Source organism: Ruegeria atlantica (assembly GCF_001458195.1).
GTDB lineage: Bacteria > Pseudomonadota > Alphaproteobacteria > Rhodobacterales > Rhodobacteraceae > Ruegeria > Ruegeria atlantica.
Map to the genome: position 1 here is coordinate 256,280 of NZ_CYPU01000068.1, position 18,444 is coordinate 274,723.

An 18,444-nucleotide genomic window follows, 5' to 3' on the forward strand; every position below is an offset into this window, starting at 1 on the left:
CTCAAACGATCTCCAATATTGGCGGACCAAGAACCTCTGGGTCTGGCACAACACCTAACCCCGGTCCTTCGGGTGGCGCAATCCGGCCGTTTTCACGGTTTGGTGCGTCGGGACAAATGCGGGGTGACACATACGATGACAGGTCGCACGTGTTCATCAGTGACCCGTGCGGGGTCGAGGCCGCAAAATGCAGCGAAGCGGCGGTGACTATATCCGAGCCCCAGGTGCATTCGGCGCAGATTTCGGCCCCGAAATGCACGGTCAGATCACGCGCCCGACGCATGGCCGACAAACCGCCGAACTTCGAAAGCTTGAGCGCGACAGCATCCAAACAACCCAGCTCATGCGCACGCTGCAGCGACGCCAGATCATGGGCGTTCTCGTCTATCTTCATAGGTAAACCAGTGGCCTGCCGAACCGCCGCACAGTCCTCAAGTGTTTTGCAGGGCTGTTCCAGCATCACATCCAAGTGGGCCACCGCCCTGCCCGTTCGCGTAGCTTGCAGGCGTGACGCACCGCAGTTCCAGTCGCCATAAACCAGAGGACCCGGTCCCACGGCCTCACGCACTTTGGTCAAACGCTCGGCGTCGGCCTGCCAGTCGCCTTCGACCCCCAGCTTGACCTGAAACTGGCGAATGCCGGTCTGGTAAGCCGTCTTGGCGATCCGCGCCATATCATCCGGCGCGACACAGGTGATCGAGTGGTACAGCGGCATGTCCTTTCGTGTCCGCCCACCCAGCAGCGCATAGACTGGTTGACCCGTCGCTTGTCCGAACAAATCCCAAAGTGCGATGTCGACGAGTGACTTGGCATAGAGATGCCCCTGCAGGAACCCGTCCAGCTTTCGCATCGGCGCATCTACCCCGAAGGGGGACATGCCCAGAATCTCGCGGCCCATCTCTGTCACTGCGCCCGGCACTCCGCCCGCAAACGCTGGCAGGTAATGCGGGATCGGGCAGACCTCGCCCCAACCGCTCAAGCCTGTATCTGTCTCAAGGCACAGGATATGAGAGGTCACGGTCGCGCAGGTCTTACCCTCAGCCATGTGATAGGTCTCATGACTCGTCAGATCGACGGCCCAGAGCGTTATCCTGATGACCCTCAATGATAAACCCCGACGGGATCGCCCAACGCATCTTCGTCAGGGTGCACACCAAGTCCCGGCGTTTCCGGCAAATGCAGGTGGCCGTCGATATTGCGGGGGCCTCGCCCACCAGCGACATCGACGGTGATCATATCCTGGCACGCCCAGACCGCGTGACAATTATCGTCCGGAATGGTGGCCGCCAGATGCAGCGCCTCAGTATCGGCCAGAACCGAACCACCGGTGGCCATCACGAACATGTCGATTCCATGCGCCAACGCGATGTCCCGCATCCGTGCCGCCTTGGTCAGGCCACCGACACGGTTCAGCTTTATTCCGAACATCTCAGCCAACCCTTCTCGGGCAATGCGGGCGGCGTCTTGCAGGGTTACAAGACTTTCATCCACTGAAACGGGTGAGGCGTGGCGGCCCGAAATCGCGGCGATATCGTCCAGCGACTCGCAGGGCTGTTCAAACATCACGTTCAGATCCTCACAGGCGCTCATCACCCGCAGGGCTTGCTGCCGGGTCCAGCCACGGTTGACGTCATAAAGGACGATCTCGCCGGGGCGTCGGATGCTTTCCACGTCACGGACGCGGGCAATGTCGCGTTCTACATCGCCGCCAATTTTGACCGAATGCGCAAGGTAGCCGCGGTTGCGATAGCGCTCCATCACTTCGCGCGTTTCTTCGACGGTCTTCGCACCGACCGACGAGGCAATCGGGCGCGGCGTGCGAGACCCGCCGCCCATCAGATCGGCAATTGGCAGGCCGGCGGCCTGACCCGCAATATCCCAGCAAGCCATATCAATGGGGCTTTTGGCATAAAGATGGCCGGGCAGAGCGATATCCATCGCCCGTTCGACGTCCAGCACCCGTCGCGGATCAATGCCAAGAATGAATGGCGCCATCGTCTCAATCCCGGCGCGAATACCCGGCCCGTGTGCTGGGACATATGTGTGGCCCCACGGCGTACCCTCGCCCCAGCCGATTAGACCCGTATCGGTTTCGATTTTGACCAACGTTGCATCCAGCACTTCGAACTTCAGCCGGCCACCGGACAACCAGTAGGGATGCTCGAGCGGTAGGTCGACATGGTAGACCGAGAGACGGGTGATTTTCATTTCAGTTCCACTTCAACAAAGGTCATCGGCGCGTCCCCGGCATTGATTACGTTGTGTTCGACACCCTCGTCGCGGCGATAAGTTACTCCCGCAGCAACCGTCACTTCATTGGCCGAACCATCGGGCAGTTCCAGCCGCATATGGCAATCCGTTATGGCGGTGATGACGTAATCCATTGCGTGACGATGCCATCCCGTTTCGGCCCCCGGTGCAAAGTCAAATCGCGTCACACGCACGCGGGCGTCATCAATCATCTGAGTGGCTTCGGCTTGCGGTCTCATAGACGGAACTCCTCAATCGGGCTACTGGGCCATTTCGCAACACAGGCATGCCCGCATTGGGATGGCCAGATAGGTATCGGAATGGTTTTCATGCCGCATCCATTTGTGGCAAGTCGTTCAATCCTTGTCCTCGCCAAAGAACGAAAGCCAGAATTGGCTCGTCGGTTGTTGTCATGGCGTGGCTTTGCCAGCTGCTGTGATGTCGTGTCTGATTGGAGCCGACGTAAGTCTCGTCTTCTTCGACGCGGAACATCGCCCCACCGCCTACGATCAGATAGAGTTCTTCGGCCTGATGGCTGTGCCAATCATAATTCAGACCCGCCCCCCAGTAAGCGACGTAGCCGCGCATTTGGGTCGAGTGGAAATGCCCAGTTGGGCCAAACAGCTCATAATAGCCATAGCGATTAAGGAAATCGGCTCCGACCTCCTCTTCCGTATAGGTGTGTTGCCACCGCGCCAGATGTGCGGTTGCCCTGATCGCGTCTGAAAGGGATCGCGTTGCATCCCCGGTCCGGAAACCGGTCCGCTGAATCAGTTCAACGGCAGGGATTTGGTTTGGCTCCTGATCCGTTGGCGTCAGGTCATCAGGCCAGGCTCCGAATTCTGATAGCTCAGGATTTGATTGATGCAGCTGTCGGGCAGCTTCGAGAACGTCGCCCATCGTCATGGGATCACCACGATGTTGCCGGTGTGCTGCTTGGCAATGAAAGCTGCCTGTGCCTCGCGCAACTCTTCCAGGGGATAGGTCGCAGCCAGGGCGGGCTTGATCTCACCGGCCTCGATATACTGAACGATGTTACGCATCACCTGGGGGTCAATCACAGTAGAGCCGGTGAAGGTCAGATCACGAAGGTAGAACGTGCGCAGATCGAATTCGACCATGGGCCCGGCAATCGCACCCGAGCAGGTGTACCGCCCGCCACGCTCCAGAACGTCGATCAGGTTTGGCCAGTAGGGACCACCAACTACATCGGCCACAACGGTGACCTTTTCATCGCCAAGCGCCGCGCGCAGATTTTCCGGGGCACGAGACAAGATTTTGTCGGCACCCAGTTCGGCAACGTCTGCGTGTTTTGCGTCCGACGCCATCGCGATCACCCGTGCACCCCGGCGTTTGGCCAGTTGCACCAAGGCACCGCCAACCCCGCCCGAGGCTCCGGGCACCAGAACCGTGTCAGTGTCAGTTACATTTGCGCGGGTCAGCATGCCCTCGGCGGTCGAATAGGAACACGAGAACGTGGCCAGTTCGGCATCCGACAGGTCGGATCGGATCGGCACCGCGTTAACCGCCAGGGTCGTGGCGTATTCAGCAAAACCACCGTCCCGTTCCGAGCCGAAATAACCCGTTTTGTCCTTATTGCCCGGATCAGACGGGTCGCGCAGCCAGCCATCGGTGATAACGCGTTGACCGATCAGCCCGGGATCGACACCGCCACCCACGGCGACAATTTCCCCGCAAATGTCAGCCCCTTGGATGCGGGGAAAAGTGATGGGCGCGCCGCCCCATGTCGGATCCTCGTCACTGACTTCCTCGAACGCGTCGCCTGTCGTCGCATCGGTCACGGTTTTTGAGTACCAGCCGGATCGCGTATTGACGTCGGTATTGTTTAGCCCGCAGGCTGCGACCTTGATCAACACCTCTCCGGACGCGGGTTCCGGGCGCGGCCAGTCCTTATGCAGCACCATTTGCTCTAAGCCGCCATGGCCCATCGTGACCATGGCCTTCATTGTGTCAGGCAAGCTCATTATGCAGTCTCCAGAATAGCGTCGGTGCGGGGCAGCAGGCTTTGCGGATCATAAGCAGGTTCGCCCAGAACACGGGCCGCGCGGGGCTGGCCGTGGATGACGACCTCCAATTCGGTGCCGGGGTCGGTAGCCTCGGGCTTGATGTACGCAAAGGCCAGGATCTTGCCGACCGTGTGCCCATAGGCGACCGAGGCGGTTGAGCCCACGACACGTCCATCCAGTATCACCGCTTCTCCACCGTGGCCGTCTATTTCACCATCCGGCTTGATCTCCAAGTACGCGCAGACCCATGGCAGATCCGAGTTCAGGGTTTTGTCTTTGCCCAGATACTCTTTGTCCGTGCGCGCAAAGCGCAGCACATCAGCCTCGGCCAGCGTGACTTCGTTGGTCAGTTCGCTCGCGCCTTTGAAGCCCTTCTCCATCCGCATCACGTTCATGGCGAAGCTGCCATAGTCGGTGATGCCGTGGGGCTCGCCCGCTGCCCAAAGCGCATTGTAGACATCGAGGCAGGCGGCATTGGGCATGTGCAGCTCCCAGCCCAACTCACCGGCATAGGACATACGAAAGGCCCAGACCTTGTGACCTGCAACGGTTATTGCCTGTGCTGACAGCCAGCGGAAACCAGCGTTGGTCAGATCAGCATCGGTGCACTGCCCCAACACGTCCCGCGCCCTCGGACCGTTCAGCGACAGGGCCGACCAGTCGGAAGACAAGGCTGTGACCTGAACATTCTCCTTTGCGCGTTGTTGCGCGAGATAGTCCAGCAGACGCTGTTCGAAGAAGGCGGCGCAGACCAGATAGAAGCGGTCTTCGGCCATGCGAACGATCGTGGTCTCCAGCTCGATCCGGCCACGGCGATTCAGCATATGGGTCAGCGTGATCGAGCCGACCTTTTGCGGCATCCGGTTGGCGGTCAAGCGGTCCAGCAGGGCATAGGCGTCCGGTCCCGAAACCTCGACCTTGGTGAAGGCCGTGACATCCATGATGCCAACGCTTTCGCGCACCGCTTTGACCTCAACCGCGACCATGTCGTCGGCAGGGGTCCGGCGGAAGGAATAGTGATCGCACTGTTCCACTCTATCCCGCGCAAACCAACGGGGGCGCTCGAATCCGTACACTTCCTCATGCACTGCGCCCTTGGATTTCAGCAGTTCATACAGCGGCGACGGTTTTATCGGACGTCCTTCCAGACGGTTGAAATGTGGGAATGGAATTTCATGGCGCAGGCAATAATCCTCTTCGGCCTTGATCACCTGCCAGTCCTTGGTCGCATAGCTGCCGAACCGGCGCGGATCGTATTCGCGCATCGAAATATCGGCGGCCCCATGCACCATCCAGCGTGCCAACTCGCGGGTCAGACCCGGCCCCCAGCCGATGCCGATCTGCGTCCCGCAACAGCACCAGTAGTTCCGCACACCCGGCGCAGGCCCGATCAGAGGGTTGCCGTCTGGCGGGTGTGAGATTGCCCCATGCACATCGCGCTGAATACCCAGCTCGGCAAAGATCGGCATGCGGTTCAGGCTTTCTTCAAGCCACGGCATCACCCGGTCGTAATCCGCATCGAACAGCCAGTTCTCGTATTCCCAGGGGCAATGATCATGCCAGACCGAGTTCGGGTTCTCTTTCTCGTATATCCCGATCAGGCCGCGCTGCTGCTCCATCCGGATATAGCCCGAGACCTTTCGGTCATCGCGAATCACCGGCAGCTCCTTGTCCAGATTCTGGAACTCGGGCACCGGCTCGGTCACAAAATAGTGGTGTGTCATCGAAGTCATGGGCAGTTGCAGCCCCGACCATTCGCCCATCTGACGGGCATAGGTACCGCCAGCGTTCACCACATGCTCGCATGTGATGGTGCCCTGCTCGGTCTCGACTACCCATTCACCGTTTTCGGCCTGCGTGATGTTGGTGGCGCGGCAATTGCGGAAGATGCGCACGCCCTTCTGACGCGCCCCGGTTGCCATCGCCATGGTGACGTTGGTCGGGTCCACATGTCCATCATCCGGCGTGTGCAGTGCACCCAGAACGCCTTCGAGATTGTAGAACGGGTGCAGCTCGGCCACCTTTTCAGGGCCGACCAGTTCAATGTTGAACCCCAGCGACCGGCCCACAGACAGGGTGTGACGCAACCAGTCCATCTCGTCCTCAGTATAGGCCAGACGGAACGATCCGCACCCATGCCATGTCACCGGCTGGCCGGTCTCAGCCTCCAGCAGGCCGGAATACAAACCGATGTTGTAGTCGACGCATTTGCCCAACCCAAAACTGGACGTCGAATGCGTGATCTGCCCAGCGGCGTGCCAAGTGCTGCCACTGGTCAGCTCAGCCTTTTCAAGCAGGACGGTGTCGTCGCCCCAGCCTTCGTGCGCCAGATGATAGGCCAGACCGACCCCCATGACGCCGCCACCGACAATCACCACGCGGGCATGGGACGGCAGATTCTTCTCGGACATGATTTTTCCTCTTCCCGAGTCGCGTTTCTGCTCGACAGGCTAATTCCACAAATGTACCATCGTCAATCATGAATGACACAAATGTATCATCAATCGTTCTGGAACGCTTGTCCGAAGAATGGGACGCCCTGACGCCCGAGGCGCAGAAGGCCGCGCGCTACGTGCTGGAAAACCCGACTGACGTTGGGGTTTCTACTGTGCGCGAGATTGCCGAGGCCGCCAGAGTAAAACCGAACACCTTCGTGCGGATGGCCCAGCAGGTGGGGTTCGAAGGCTACGAAGATTTCCGTGCCCCGTTCCGGGATGCGATCCGGCAGGGACGTGTGTCATTTCCGGACCGCGCCCGCTGGTTGCAGGACATCGGCAAGTCAGGGGAACTGGGCGGCCTCTATGCCGATATGATCGGCGCCGCGATCCGCAATATCGAAGAAACCTTTGCCGGGATCGACGCTGCAAAGCTGAAGGCCGCGGCCGAGGATATCTGGAATTGTCGCCAGATTTTCACACTGGGCGTTGGCGTCAACAATTCTAACGCGCGAAACTTCACCTATCTGGCCTCAACCGGCATGAAGCAGTTTCACGCCATCCCGCGCCCCGGCTCGACCCCAGTCGACGATCTGGCTTGGGCGGATGAGCAAGACGTACTGATCGCGATCACCTGCCACCCCTACCGCACTGAAGTCATCGACGCGATCAAACTGGCGCGGCAACAGGGAATGACCGTCGTTGGCATTTCCGACAGCCCGGCCAGCCCAGTGATCCTGAATGCACAGCACGGTTTTGTCGTTGCCGCCGACACACCACAGTTCTTTCCGTCCTCGGTTTCGACAATCGCCTTGCTGGAAACGCTGCTGTCCTTTGTGATCGCCGTTTCCAGCGATGAGATCGTTGAACGGGTGGAACGATTTCACCAACGTCGCCACCAGCTTGGCCTCTACACGGAGGAACCCGAATGAACGCACCTCTGACGCATTCACTGGACGCCCGATACTACACGGACCCCGCGATTTTCGAGCAGGAGATGCAGGGGCTTCTGGCCCGCACATGGCAATTCGCCGGGCATGTGGCGCAGGTTCGGGAATCGGGCGATTACTTTGCTTTTGAAATCGCTGGGCAAAACCTGTTCTGCATTCGGGGCCGAGACGGCGAAATTCGAACGTTCTATAACGTGTGCCAGCATCGCGCGCATGAAATGGTCACCGGTGCTGGTAACACCCGCGTCGTGGTCTGCCCCTATCACGCGTGGACTTATGAGCTGTCAGGCCAATTACGCGCCGGACCCAATATCAAATCCGTCCCCGGTTTTGACCGCAGCGCCATCGGCCTGACTTCGGTTCGGACCGAGGTGTTCAACGGATTCATCTTCGTTAACCTCGACGACAACGCCGCCCCGATGGATGAATGGTACCCCGGCGTGCGCGAGGAAATCCGCGCGTTCGTTCAGCATATCGATGATCTGGAACCGCTGGAATGGGTCGAAATCCCGGAAAACTGCAATTGGAAGGTCAGTATCGAGAATTACTCGGAGTGCTATCATTGCCCGACCAACCACCCGACCTTTGCCGAAGGTGTGGTCAAGCCGGAGACCTACGACATCCAGCCCGATGCAGGCGGCGGTTACGTGCTGCGTCATACGACCGAATGCCAAAGCCTCGACAAGATGACCTACCCGATCGACCTGTCGGTGCCACATGCGGGCGACTATCAGTCATGGTTCTTGTGGCCGATGTTCTCGTTCCAATGCTATCCCGGCAATGTGCTTAACACTTATCACTGGCGCGCCATTGATGCCGATCACTGCACCGTCTGGCGCGGCTGGTACACCGAGGGTGGATCCGAAAGCGCGGTGATCCGACAACTGGCCGTACAGGACCGCGAAACCACGGTCGAAGAAGACATCCATCTGGTCGAAAGCGTCCATCGCGGCCTGAAATCCCGCGGGTATCGCCCCGGTCCGCTCGTGCTGGACCCCAGTTGTGGGGTGATGTCGGAACACTCAATTGCCCGGTTGCAACAATGGATGCGCGAGGCGGTGGAGTAATCTGTGCGCGCCCAAAAGTGACCTGCAGGATCGGATCGAACGGGTACAGTTCAAAACGAACCCACAATATGATCGCATTTGCGAACACCGCGCAAAGCGATGAAGAACCGGAGACCTTAAATGGCTGATATTTTCGACGAAGACCTGTTCCTGAAAGGCCTGGAGCAGCGCAAGAACACGCTTGGTGCAGAATATGTGGAAAAGAACCTGGCGGCGGCCGATGACTTTACCCGCCCGTTTCAAGAAGCGATGACGGCGTGGTGCTGGGGGTTTGGCTGGGGCGATGACGTGATCGATGCCAAAACGCGATCGATGATGAACCTGTCCATGATAGGCGCGCTTGGAAAAATGCATGAATGGGAAATTCACTGCAAAGGCGCGATCAACAACGGCGTCTCGCCCGAGGAAATCCGAGCCATCATCCACGTGATTGGCATCTACTGTGGCGTCCCGCAAGCACTGGAGTGTTTCCGCGTTGCCCGCAAGGTACTGGGCCACACCTGACCCAGTGACCGCCTTATCCTACAAAAAAGCGGCCGCTGGGGCCGCTTTTATTCATGCCTTGTGCGTCGCGCTTACTCGAGTGACACCCACAGCACCTTCGCATCTTCCTCACTGGTTGAAATGCACCCGTGCCCCATCCCGCTGTCATAATAAAGCGAGTCACCAGCCTTCATTGGCAGCGGGCGATAATGCTCTGATACAAAGATCAGCTCGCCGCTGATGACATACATGAACTCTTCACCCGTATGCCGGATCCAGTTTTCGAACTCTGACAGGTCGCGAGCTTTGATTGTCGCGATATAGGGCAGCATCCGCTTGCTGGTCAGCTCGGGACACAGCAATTCGTGCAAATAGGTCGGTGTGCTTTTTATCTCGCCTTCACCTTTCGGGGTAAAGTCGCGCCTTCCCGAAATCCCCGATTGCCCGGACTGCAGAAACAGCTGAGGGGTGCTCATATTCAGCGCCTGTGTCAGCCTGCGCACGATGTCGAAACTTGGCCGCGTCTGGTTGTTCTCGATCTTCGACAGGGTGGACCGACCGATTCCCGCCGCGCGTCCGGCTTCCTCCAAAGTCCAGCCTTTTGCACGTCGTGCATCGCGGATGGAACGCCCCAGAACCTCACCTTCGTCCTGATCTTCCGGTGAGGAAACATCACCGCGAGTCTCGTCGCCCATAAATATCTCCCTGTTTTACCGGAGGTTACAGAATTCCCTCAAACCACACAACTTCACAAATGTGAGATATATGTTGCTTTAGCTGCACGAATTCCACTATAGGAAACAAAATTTCGTACTGAGGATTCGGTGCCTGAGGAGGAAACCATGTTCAAAACGTCGCTTACCGAAGCAGATCCGGTTGTCGCTGCGTCAATTGCGCGAGAAGGCAAACGTCAGGCTGAACAGATCGAATTGATCGCGTCCGAGAATATTGTCTCGCAAGCTGTGATCGACGCGCAAGGGTCGGTCCTGACCAACAAATACGCCGAAGGGTACCCTGGCCGTCGCTACTATGGCGGCTGCGAATTTGTAGACGAAGTTGAATCCGAGGCCATCGATCGTCTGAAACAGTTATTCGGCTGCGAATACGCCAACGTTCAACCCCATTCGGGCGCGCAGGCAAACGGCGCTGTTAAATTGGCCCTGCTCAGCCCCGGCGACACAATCCTGGGCATGTCACTGGATGCGGGTGGCCACCTGACGCACGGTGCCAAACCAGCACAATCCGGCAAGTGGTTCCGCCCGGTTCAGTACGGCCTGACCGATGCCGGTCTGATTGACTATGATCAGGTCGAAGAACTGGCGAAAGCCGAAAAGCCGCAACTGATCATCGCTGGCGCATCCGCCTATTCGCAAAAGATCGATTTCGCCCGCTTCCGCGCCATTGCGGATGAGGTCGGCGCTTGGCTGCTGGCGGATATGGCACATATCGCCGGTCTGGTCGCAACCGGGCTGCACCCCTCGCCTATCGGCCACGCGCATGTGGTTACCTCGACCACGCACAAAACCCTGCGCGGTCCGCGCGGCGGGATCATTCTGACGAATGACGAGGCGCTGGCGAAAAAGATGAATTCGGCCGTATTCCCCGGCCTTCAGGGCGGCCCCCTGATGCATGTGATTGCCGGTAAGGCTGTCGCGTTTGGCGAGGCGCTAAAGCCCGAATTCAAGGACTACATGCAACGCGTTGTGGATAGCGCATCGGCGCTGGCAAACGTCATGATGGCGCGTGGATGTGACATCGTTTCGGGCGGCACGGAAAACCACCTGATGCTGGTCGATCTGCGCCCGCTGGGCGTGACCGGCAAAGACGCAGAAGCCGCGCTGGAGCGTGCCGGGTTCACCTGCAACAAGAATAGCGTGCCGGGCGATCCGCAAAAACCTACCGTGACCAGCGGTATCCGGCTGGGCACCGCAGCAGGCTGCAGTCGCGGGTTTGGACCGGAAGAGTTCAAACAGATCGGTCACCTGATCGGCGACGTGCTCGAGGCTTTAGCTCAGTCCCCCGAGGGCGACGCGAGGATCGAAGCCGAAACCCGCGAAAAAGTCCGCGCGCTCTGCGCCAGCCACCCGATCTACTGAAAGACCGTTCAATGAGTATCTACGACCTAATCGTCATCGGGGGCGGACCCGGCGGATATGTTGCAGCGATCCGCGCCGCACAGTTGGGACTGAAAGTGGCTTGCGTTGAAGGCCGCGGTTCGCTTGGCGGAACCTGTCTGAATGTGGGGTGCATACCCTCCAAAGCGTTGCTGACCTCCTCGGCCAAATATGCCGAGCTTGCACATCTCTCCTCCCATGGCATTGCTGTCGAGGGGGCCAGCATCGATCTGAGTTCGATGATGGGGCGCAAGGACAAGATCGTCGGCGATCTGACCAAGGGCATTGCGTTTCTGTTCAAGAAAAACGGCGTCGATCTGATCGAGGGCTGGGCCAGTATCCCCTCTGACGGACAGGTAAAAGTTGGCGACGATGTTTATGAAGCCAAAAACATCCTGATCGCGACCGGTTCCGAGCCAACCCCGCTGAACGGGATCGAGATTGACGAGCAGAACATACTGAGCTCGACCGGAGCAATCGCGCTGGACACTGTACCCGAACATCTGGTTGTCGTCGGTGCTGGCGTGATCGGTCTGGAACTTGGGCAGGTCTGGTCCCGGTTGGGCGCGAAGGTCACGGTTGTTGAATACCTTGACCGTATTCTACCCGGAATCGACGGCGAGATAGCAAAACTCGCACAGCGCGCCCTGTCAAAGCGTGGCCTGAAGCTTCAGCTGGGACGCGCACTGAAAACCATCGACAAAACCAACGTTGGATTGACTCTGACACTGGACCGGGTCGGCAAAGACAAGGAAGAGGTGATCGAAGCCGACAAGGTTCTGATCGCCGTCGGACGCCGCCCCGTATCGCGCGGGCTTGGGTTGGAAGATCTGGGGATAGCCCTCGACCCGCGCGGCTTCATTCAGGTGGACACGTCGTTCCGCACCTCGGTTCCCGGCATCTATGCAATCGGCGACTGTGTCCCCGGCCCGATGCTTGCCCACAAGGCCGAAGAAGACGGCGTCGCCTGTGTCGAGATGCTGGCAGGTGAAGCCGGTCATGTAGATTACAACACCGTTCCGGGCGTTGTGTATACTGACCCCGAGGTCGCCTCGGTCGGTTTGACCGAGGAAGCACTGAAAGAGGCTGGCACCGAATATTCGGTTGGCAAGTTTGCCTTCATGGCCAACTCACGCGCGCGTTCGACTGGCGAGACAGACGGAGCCGTCAAAGTACTGGCCGACCCAAATGGCAAAATCCTGGGCGCGCATATCTGCGGCGCACATGGCGGTGACTTAATCGCCGAGCTGGTTCTGGCCATGACCAAGGGTGCGACCGTCGGCGAGGTCGCCTCAACATGTCATGCGCACCCGGCAATGGGCGAGGCCGTCAAGGAAGCCTGCCTGGACGCCATGGGCCGCGTAATCCACGCCTGAGAGGGAACAGCCAGATGACCATCCAGCTTCGCACCCGCCATCCGGAAAAAGCCAAAAAGGCTGACAGCGTCATCCCGCGAAAGCCCAAGTGGATTCGCAAGAAAAAGGTCGACGGGCCCGAGTATTACGAGACCCGTCGCCTGATGCGCGACCACAATCTGACGACGGTTTGTGAAGAGGCTGCATGCCCCAACATTGGCGAATGCTGGTCCAAGCGCCACGCCACCATGATGATCATGGGCGAGGTCTGCACCCGCGGCTGTTCCTTCTGCAACGTCTCAACAGGACGCCCCGATGCACTGGACCTGTTCGAGCCGGGCCGTGTTGCTGCAGCGGTTAAGAAACTAGGCTTGCGCCACGTTGTGATCACCTCGGTCGACCGCGATGATCTGGCAGACGGCGGGGCCGAGCATATCGCCCAAACCATCCGTGCCGTGCGTCATCAGAACCCCGGCACCACGGTCGAGGTGCTGACCCCCGATTTTCTGGGCAAAGGCGATGCGGCGGATTTGGTGTTCGATGCTGCCCCGGACGTGTTCAACCACAATCTGGAAACCGTTCCGCACCTGTACCCGACCGTTCGCCCCGGCGCCCGCTACTATACTTCACTGCGACTTCTGGATGATGCTAAGCGCGCAAACCCAGAAATCTTCACGAAATCCGGCTTGATGGTTGGCCTGGGCGAGAGCCTGAATGACGTGCGTCAGGTCATGGACGATCTGCGCGCGGCTCAGGTCGATTTTCTGACCGTGGGTCAATACCTGCAGCCGACCCCAAAACACCATCCAATTGACCGGTTCTGGTCACCGGAGGAGTTCGCCCAACTGGAACAGATCGCAAGGTCCAAGGGCTTTTTGCATGTGTCGGCGACGCCGCTGACACGTTCCTCGTTCCACGCCGACGAAGATTTTGCCGCCCTCAATCAGGCCCGCCAGCGGGCCATCGCCAACGGGGCATAAACCAAACGCAAATGGGAGGGAAACCATGGAAGCGTTAAATTCAATCGTAGGAGCCATCAATGGCGTCGTATGGGGGCCGCTGATGCTGGTCCTCATCCTTGGCGTCGGCTTCTTCCTGCAGGTCGGGCTGAAATTCATGCCAATCCTGAAAATCGGCACCGGCTTCAAGCTGCTGTTTGCTGGCCGCGAAGGCCAAGGTGATGGTCAGATCAGCCCGTTCAACGCGCTGATGACGTCGCTGTCGGCAACCATTGGTACCGGCAACATCGCCGGTGTGGCCACTGCTGTCTTCCTGGGCGGTCCGGGCGCTTTGTTCTGGATGTGGATGACCGCCCTGGTGGGCATGGCCACCAAATATGCCGAAGCCGTTCTCGCGGTTAAATACCGTGAAAAAGACGAGCTGGGCAATTTTGTCGGCGGCCCGATGTACTACATCAAAAACGGCCTCGGCGCGAAATGGGCCTGGCTGGGCGTTGCATTTGCCCTGTTCGGCGCAGTTGCAGCCTTTGGCATCGGAAACGGCGTGCAGGCCAACGGCGTGGCGCAGGTTCTGGAATCGAACTTCGGCGTGAACACTTCGGTCACCGGCGTTGTTCTGATGGTCCTGACCGCAGCCGTTATTCTGGGCGGCATCACCCGCATCGGTGCGGTTGCTGGTAAACTGGTTCCGGCCATGGCAATTGCATACATTGTTGCAGGCCTTTTGGTTCTGATCATCAATATCGGCGAGATCGGCAACGCGCTGTCACTGGTCTTCACCTACGCCTTCACGCCGTCCGCCGCCGAAGGTGGCTTTGCAGGTGCAGCCGTTTGGGCCGCCATCCGTTTTGGTGTGGCACGTGGTGTGTTCTCGAACGAAGCCGGTCTGGGTTCGGCTCCGATTGCTCACGCGGCAGCCGAAACCAAAGGTCCGGTCAACCAGGGCCTGATCGCGATGCTGGGTACGTTCATCGACACAATCATCGTGTGCTCGATCACCGGTCTGGCGATCATCTCCACAGGTGCATGGACCTCCGGTGAATCCGGTGCGGCCTTGACCTCGCTGGCATTCGCCACGTCGCTGCCGGGTGGCGGTGCTCTGATCGCAATCGCTCTGTCGATCTTCGCCTTCACAACCATCCTCGGTTGGTCGTTCTACGGCGAAAAATGCGTCGAGTTCCTTCTGGGTGTTAAATCCCTGATGCCGTACCGCGTTCTGTGGATTGTCGCGATCTACTTCGGCGCAACCGGGGATCTGGGCTTTGTCTGGCTGCTGGCGGATACGCTGAACGCCATGATGGCCATTCCGAACCTGATCGCCCTGGCCCTGCTGAGCCCGATCGTCTTCAAACTGACGAAAGAGTTCTTTGCCTCGGGCGGCAAGTCCGAAGAGCCGGGCGGCACGCCTGCCGAATAATCCGGCCCTGAAGAATACGGGGGGGCCATTCCGGCCCCCCGCCTTTGAAATAGAATTCCATATCTCGAGGAGAGACGTGATGGCCACGAAAATCCTGCTGCCTATTGACCACACCGACGACCGCTCGTGGAAACTGGCCCTGCCGGTCGCACTGGAACAGGCGAAGTTCTACGGTGCCGAACTGCATGCGGTTGCCGTCATCCCCGAGATCATCCTATTGCCGAACCTGCCTGCCAACTACGGCGCTGGTGCCAAAGACCATGTGCGCAATGCGGTTCAGGCCATACTGGATCACGGCAACGCCTCTGACGTGCAAGTGCATGTCGAAGAAGGCAGCGTCTACCGCGAAATCCTGAAGCTGGCCTATAAGGACGGCTTTGATCTGATCGTCATGGCGTCAACCAAAGGCGATTTCCCGAATTATGAGATTGGCCCAAACCTGGCCCGTGTCGTGCGCAACGCACATTGCACCGTCATGGTCGTTCGTGACCAGTCTCGTTGATCGAAAGGCTACAGATATGACCGAATTAAAACGCACCCCATTGCATTCTTTGCACGTTGAGTTGGGAGGTAAGTTGGTTGATTTTGCTGGGTGGGAGATGCCTGTTCAGTATCCTTTGGGGATTATGGGGGAGCATAAGCAGTGTCGTGAGAAGGCGGCGTTGTTTGATGTGTCTCACATGGGCCAGGTGATCCTGCGCGGTGAGAATTTGGGTGAGAAGCTGGAAGCTTTGTGCCCGCAGGCCTACGCGACCCTGAAGCCGGGCAAGGCGCGGTACGGTTTCTTTACCAACGCGGATGGCGGGATCATGGACGATTTGATCGTGTCGAATGCGGGCGATTACTATTTCGTGGTGGTGAATGCGGCGCTGCGCCATCAGGACATTCCGCATATGCGGGACAATCTAGACGGCGTCGAAGTGATCGAGATCTTCGACCGCGCGCTGGTGGCGGTGCAGGGCCCGGCGGCGGAAAACGTTGTGGGTGATCTTTGCCCTGCCGCCCGCGACCTGAAGTTCATGGAAACCACTGAGGCCCCGATCAACGGCGTAGACTGCCGCATCTCGCGTCTGGGGTATACCGGCGAGGACGGGTACGAGATCTCGATCCCCGAGGACAAGGCGATCGAAGTGTCGAAAGCCTTCCTGGCGCATGAGGATTGCGAAGCGGCCGGTCTGGGCGCGCGCGACAGCCTGCGGCTGGAGGCGGGTCTGTGCCTCTATGGCAATGACATCGACCAGAGCACCTCGCCGATTGAGGCCAGCCTCGGCTGGGCGATCCAGAAGCGCCGCAAGGAAGAAGGCGGCTTTCCGGGCGCAGACCGCGTGCAGAAGGAACTGGCCGAAGGCCCTGCTAAAAAGCTGGTTGGCATCAAGCCCGATGGCCGCGCTCCAGCGCGTCAGGGCGTGGAAATCCAGTGCGCCGAGGGCAATACGATCGGTCAGATCACCTCGGGCGTATTTGGCCCCACGGTCGGCGGACCGGTGGCGATGGGCTATGTTTCCAAGGGCCACGGTGAGCCGGGCGAAACGGTGAACCTGATCATCCGGGGCAAGCCGCAGCCGGCGCAGATCGTGGCGCTGCCCTTCGTCAAACAGAATTACAAGCGTTGAAGTCAGGAGAGAGACAAACATGGCAACCTATTATTCCGAAGAGCATGAATGGCTGACCGTCGAAGGCGACACGGCCACTCTGGGCATCACCAAGCACGCGGCTGAACAGCTGGGCGACGTGGTGTTTGTGGAGCAGCAGGAAGCAGGCGATGAGTTTGAAAAAGGCGGTGAGATCGGCGTGATCGAATCCGTCAAGGCCGCCTCCGAGCTGTATGCCCCGGTCGATGGCGAGATCACGGAAGTGAACGAAGCGCTGGCCGACAACCCCGGCGCGCTGAACGAAGACCCCGAGGGTGAGGCCTGGATCTACAAGATCAAGATCGCGGATGCCGCGCAGCTGGAAGATCTGATGGATCTGGACGGCTACAAGGCCCTGATCGGGTAAACCCAAACGGCGGGTCCTTTCGCGGATCCGCCCCTTCATCTGGCTAAAAATATCCCCGCCGGAGGCTCCTGCCAGAGCGGCCGGGCGAGACATTCCCTGAGGAGCATGACCTATGGCCTTCAAACTGACTGATTACGAAGCCTATGACTTCGCCAACCGCCGCCATATCGGGCCCAGCCCGACGGAAATGCGCGACATGCTCAAGGTGATTGGCTTCAAGACGCTGGACCAGCTGATCGACGCCACCGTCCCGCCTGCGATCCGGCAGAAAGAGCCGCTGGACTGGGGTCCGGCGATGACCGAACGCGATGCGCTGTTCTACATGAAAGAGGTAGCGAGCAAGAATAAGGTTCTGACCTCGCTGATCGGCCAGGGCTATTACGGCACCACCACGCCGGCGCCGATCCTGCGCAACATCCTGGAAAACCCGGCCTGGTATACCGCCTACACGCCCTATCAGCCCGAGATCAGCCAGGGCCGGCTTGAGGCACTGTTGAACTTCCAGACCATGGTCAGCGATCTGACCGGGCTGGACGTGGCCAACGCCTCGCTCCTGGACGAAGCCACAGCCGCAGCCGAAGCGATGGCGATGGCCAAACGCGGCGGGCGGTCAAAGGCCAACAACGCGGCCTTCTTCGTGGACAAGAACTGCCACCCGCAGACCATCGCGGTCATCAAAACCCGCGCCGAGCCTCTGGGCATCGACGTGCAGGTGGCCGACCCGGACACGCTGGATGCGGGATCGGTCTTTGGCGCGATCTTCCAGTATCCCGGCACCCACGGCCATGTGCGCGACTTCACGAACGAGATCGCCGCGCTGCACGAACATAAAGCCATTGCCATTGTTGCTGCCGACATCCTGTCGCTGGCGCTACTGAAGTCACCGGGTGAGATGGGCGCGGATATTGCCATCGGCTCGACCCAGCGCTTTGGCGTGCCGATGGGCTATGGTGGCCCGCACGCAGCCTATATGGCGACCAGTGACAAGCTGAAGCGGTCGATGCCCGGCCGGATCATCGGCGTGTCGATCGACGCGCGCGGCAACAAGGCTTACCGCCTGGCGCTGCAGACCCGCGAGCAACACATTCGCCGCGAGAAAGCCAACTCGAACGTCTGCACCGCGCAGGCGCTGCTGGCCGTCATTGCCTCGATGTATGCCGTGTATCACGGCCCCGACGGCATCAAGGCCATCGCGCAATCGGTGCACCGCAAGACCTCGCGTCTGGCCGCCGGTCTGGAAGAGGCGGGCTTTGCCGTCGAGCCAGAGGTGTTCTTCGACACGAACACCGTCGAGGTCGGCCACCTGCAGAATGTCGTGATGGAGGCCGCCGAGGCCCGCGGGGTCCACCTGCGCAAGGGGGGGGAGAACAAGGTGGGGATAAGCCTGGA

The 18,444-nt window shown here is 59.4% G+C and carries 17 protein-coding genes and 1 pseudogene; 11 read left to right on the forward strand and 7 right to left on the reverse strand.

Annotation, left to right across the window (positions count from 1 at the left end; all coding sequences use genetic code 11):
* Position 1 precedes the first annotated feature (1 nt).
* The 6 genes from RUA4292_RS18270 to RUA4292_RS18295 all read right to left on the reverse strand — a co-directional run bounded on the left by RUA4292_RS18270 (position 2) and on the right by RUA4292_RS18295 (position 6,688).
* A complete protein-coding gene (locus tag RUA4292_RS18270) occupies positions 2-1,105 on the reverse strand; it encodes a mandelate racemase/muconate lactonizing enzyme family protein (protein WP_058278881.1) in 1,104 nt (367 codons plus the stop codon).
* Positions 1,102-2,208 carry a mandelate racemase/muconate lactonizing enzyme family protein gene (locus RUA4292_RS18275; RefSeq protein ID WP_058278882.1) on the reverse strand — a complete coding sequence of 369 codons (1,107 nt, stop codon included), beginning with the start codon at positions 2,206-2,208 and terminating at the stop codon, positions 1,102-1,104. The genes RUA4292_RS18270 and RUA4292_RS18275 overlap by 4 nt, the downstream gene beginning before the upstream one ends.
* Positions 2,205-2,489, reverse strand: coding sequence for a cupin domain-containing protein (locus tag RUA4292_RS18280; RefSeq protein WP_058278883.1), 285 nt, complete (start codon positions 2,487-2,489; stop codon positions 2,205-2,207). Before RUA4292_RS18280 ends, RUA4292_RS18275 begins: the two co-directional genes overlap by 4 nt.
* Positions 2,490-2,577: 88 nt before the next feature.
* Positions 2,578-3,156 (reverse strand): dimethylsulfonioproprionate lyase family protein, encoded by a 579-nt coding sequence (locus tag RUA4292_RS18285; RefSeq protein ID WP_058278884.1) that lies wholly within the window; start codon positions 3,154-3,156, stop codon positions 2,578-2,580.
* Positions 3,153-4,235, reverse strand: a complete 1,083-nt coding sequence (locus RUA4292_RS18290; protein WP_058278885.1) for an alcohol dehydrogenase family protein — start codon at positions 4,233-4,235, stop codon at positions 3,153-3,155. Before RUA4292_RS18290 ends, RUA4292_RS18285 begins: the two co-directional genes overlap by 4 nt.
* A complete protein-coding gene (locus RUA4292_RS18295) occupies positions 4,235-6,688 on the reverse strand; it encodes an FAD-dependent oxidoreductase (RefSeq protein WP_058278886.1) in 2,454 nt (817 codons plus the stop codon). Before RUA4292_RS18295 ends, RUA4292_RS18290 begins: the two co-directional genes overlap by 1 nt.
* A gap of 68 nt (positions 6,689-6,756) precedes the next feature.
* Between RUA4292_RS18295 and RUA4292_RS18300 the strand changes: the two genes are divergently transcribed.
* The 3 genes from RUA4292_RS18300 (at position 6,757) to RUA4292_RS18310 (ending at position 9,233) form a co-directional block, all read left to right on the forward strand.
* A complete protein-coding gene (locus RUA4292_RS18300) occupies positions 6,757-7,644 on the forward strand; it encodes a MurR/RpiR family transcriptional regulator (RefSeq protein WP_058278887.1) in 888 nt (295 codons plus the stop codon).
* Positions 7,641-8,729, forward strand: a complete 1,089-nt coding sequence (locus tag RUA4292_RS18305; RefSeq protein WP_058278888.1) for an aromatic ring-hydroxylating oxygenase subunit alpha — start codon at positions 7,641-7,643, stop codon at positions 8,727-8,729. The genes RUA4292_RS18300 and RUA4292_RS18305 overlap by 4 nt, the downstream gene beginning before the upstream one ends.
* A gap of 120 nt (positions 8,730-8,849) precedes the next feature.
* The gene (locus tag RUA4292_RS18310) at positions 8,850-9,233 is read left to right on the forward strand and encodes a carboxymuconolactone decarboxylase family protein (protein WP_058273646.1); all 384 of its coding nucleotides are present in this window, start codon (positions 8,850-8,852) and stop codon (positions 9,231-9,233) included.
* A gap of 71 nt (positions 9,234-9,304) precedes the next feature.
* Here RUA4292_RS18310 and RUA4292_RS18315 read toward each other — a convergent pair whose 3' ends face one another.
* Positions 9,305-9,907, reverse strand: a complete 603-nt coding sequence (locus RUA4292_RS18315) for a helix-turn-helix domain-containing protein (RefSeq protein WP_058278889.1) — start codon at positions 9,905-9,907, stop codon at positions 9,305-9,307.
* A 147-nt stretch (positions 9,908-10,054) separates the two neighbouring features.
* Here RUA4292_RS18315 and glyA point away from each other — a divergent pair, with 147 nt between their 5' ends.
* The 8 genes and pseudogenes from glyA to RUA4292_RS18355 all read left to right on the forward strand — a co-directional run.
* On the forward strand, positions 10,055-11,308 hold the full coding sequence (gene glyA / locus RUA4292_RS18320; protein WP_058278890.1) for a serine hydroxymethyltransferase: 1,254 nt from the start codon (positions 10,055-10,057) through the stop codon (positions 11,306-11,308).
* Positions 11,309-11,319: 11 nt separating this feature from the next.
* Positions 11,320-12,702: a dihydrolipoyl dehydrogenase gene (gene lpdA / locus RUA4292_RS18325; protein ID WP_058278891.1), complete on the forward strand. Its 1,383-nt coding sequence runs from the start codon at positions 11,320-11,322 to the stop codon at positions 12,700-12,702.
* Positions 12,703-12,716: 14 nt separating this feature from the next.
* A complete protein-coding gene (gene lipA / locus RUA4292_RS18330) occupies positions 12,717-13,661 on the forward strand; it encodes a lipoyl synthase (RefSeq protein WP_058278892.1) in 945 nt (314 codons plus the stop codon).
* 25 nt (positions 13,662-13,686) lie between these two features.
* Positions 13,687-15,057: an alanine/glycine:cation symporter family protein gene (locus RUA4292_RS18335; protein WP_058278893.1), complete on the forward strand. Its 1,371-nt coding sequence runs from the start codon at positions 13,687-13,689 to the stop codon at positions 15,055-15,057.
* A 79-nt stretch (positions 15,058-15,136) separates the two neighbouring features.
* Positions 15,137-15,559 (forward strand): universal stress protein, encoded by a 423-nt coding sequence (locus RUA4292_RS18340; RefSeq protein ID WP_058278894.1) that lies wholly within the window; start codon positions 15,137-15,139, stop codon positions 15,557-15,559.
* A 16-nt stretch (positions 15,560-15,575) separates the two neighbouring features.
* Positions 15,576-16,670 carry a glycine cleavage system aminomethyltransferase GcvT gene (gene gcvT, locus RUA4292_RS18345; protein WP_058278895.1) on the forward strand — a complete coding sequence of 365 codons (1,095 nt, stop codon included), beginning with the start codon at positions 15,576-15,578 and terminating at the stop codon, positions 16,668-16,670.
* A 19-nt stretch (positions 16,671-16,689) separates the two neighbouring features.
* Positions 16,690-17,055: a glycine cleavage system protein GcvH gene (gene gcvH / locus RUA4292_RS18350; protein ID WP_058271403.1), complete on the forward strand. Its 366-nt coding sequence runs from the start codon at positions 16,690-16,692 to the stop codon at positions 17,053-17,055.
* A gap of 112 nt (positions 17,056-17,167) precedes the next feature.
* Positions 17,168-18,444 (forward strand): annotated as a pseudogene (locus RUA4292_RS18355) (glycine dehydrogenase); the annotation flags it as partial.

Bases quoted from the DNA above. Each gene is read 5' to 3' on its own strand.
- RUA4292_RS18275 (WP_058278882.1), bottom strand. From the start codon at position 2,208: ATGAAAATCACCCGTCTCTCGGTCTACCATGTCGACCTACCGCTCGAG.
- RUA4292_RS18280 (WP_058278883.1), bottom strand. From the start codon at position 2,489: ATGAGACCGCAAGCCGAAGCCACTCAGATGATTGATGACGCCCGCGTG.
- RUA4292_RS18285 (WP_058278884.1), bottom strand. From the start codon at position 3,156: ATGACGATGGGCGACGTTCTCGAAGCTGCCCGACAGCTGCATCAATCA.
- RUA4292_RS18290 (WP_058278885.1), bottom strand. From the start codon at position 4,235: ATGAGCTTGCCTGACACAATGAAGGCCATGGTCACGATGGGCCATGGC.
- RUA4292_RS18295 (WP_058278886.1), bottom strand. From the start codon at position 6,688: ATGTCCGAGAAGAATCTGCCGTCCCATGCCCGCGTGGTGATTGTCGGT.
- RUA4292_RS18300 (WP_058278887.1), top strand. From the start codon at position 6,757: ATGAATGACACAAATGTATCATCAATCGTTCTGGAACGCTTGTCCGAA.
- RUA4292_RS18305 (WP_058278888.1), top strand. From the start codon at position 7,641: ATGAACGCACCTCTGACGCATTCACTGGACGCCCGATACTACACGGAC.
- RUA4292_RS18310 (WP_058273646.1), top strand. From the start codon at position 8,850: ATGGCTGATATTTTCGACGAAGACCTGTTCCTGAAAGGCCTGGAGCAG.
- RUA4292_RS18315 (WP_058278889.1), bottom strand. From the start codon at position 9,907: ATGGGCGACGAGACTCGCGGTGATGTTTCCTCACCGGAAGATCAGGAC.
- glyA (WP_058278890.1), top strand. From the start codon at position 10,055: ATGTTCAAAACGTCGCTTACCGAAGCAGATCCGGTTGTCGCTGCGTCA.
- lpdA (WP_058278891.1), top strand. From the start codon at position 11,320: ATGAGTATCTACGACCTAATCGTCATCGGGGGCGGACCCGGCGGATAT.
- lipA (WP_058278892.1), top strand. From the start codon at position 12,717: ATGACCATCCAGCTTCGCACCCGCCATCCGGAAAAAGCCAAAAAGGCT.
- RUA4292_RS18335 (WP_058278893.1), top strand. From the start codon at position 13,687: ATGGAAGCGTTAAATTCAATCGTAGGAGCCATCAATGGCGTCGTATGG.
- RUA4292_RS18340 (WP_058278894.1), top strand. From the start codon at position 15,137: ATGGCCACGAAAATCCTGCTGCCTATTGACCACACCGACGACCGCTCG.
- gcvT (WP_058278895.1), top strand. From the start codon at position 15,576: ATGACCGAATTAAAACGCACCCCATTGCATTCTTTGCACGTTGAGTTG.
- gcvH (WP_058271403.1), top strand. From the start codon at position 16,690: ATGGCAACCTATTATTCCGAAGAGCATGAATGGCTGACCGTCGAAGGC.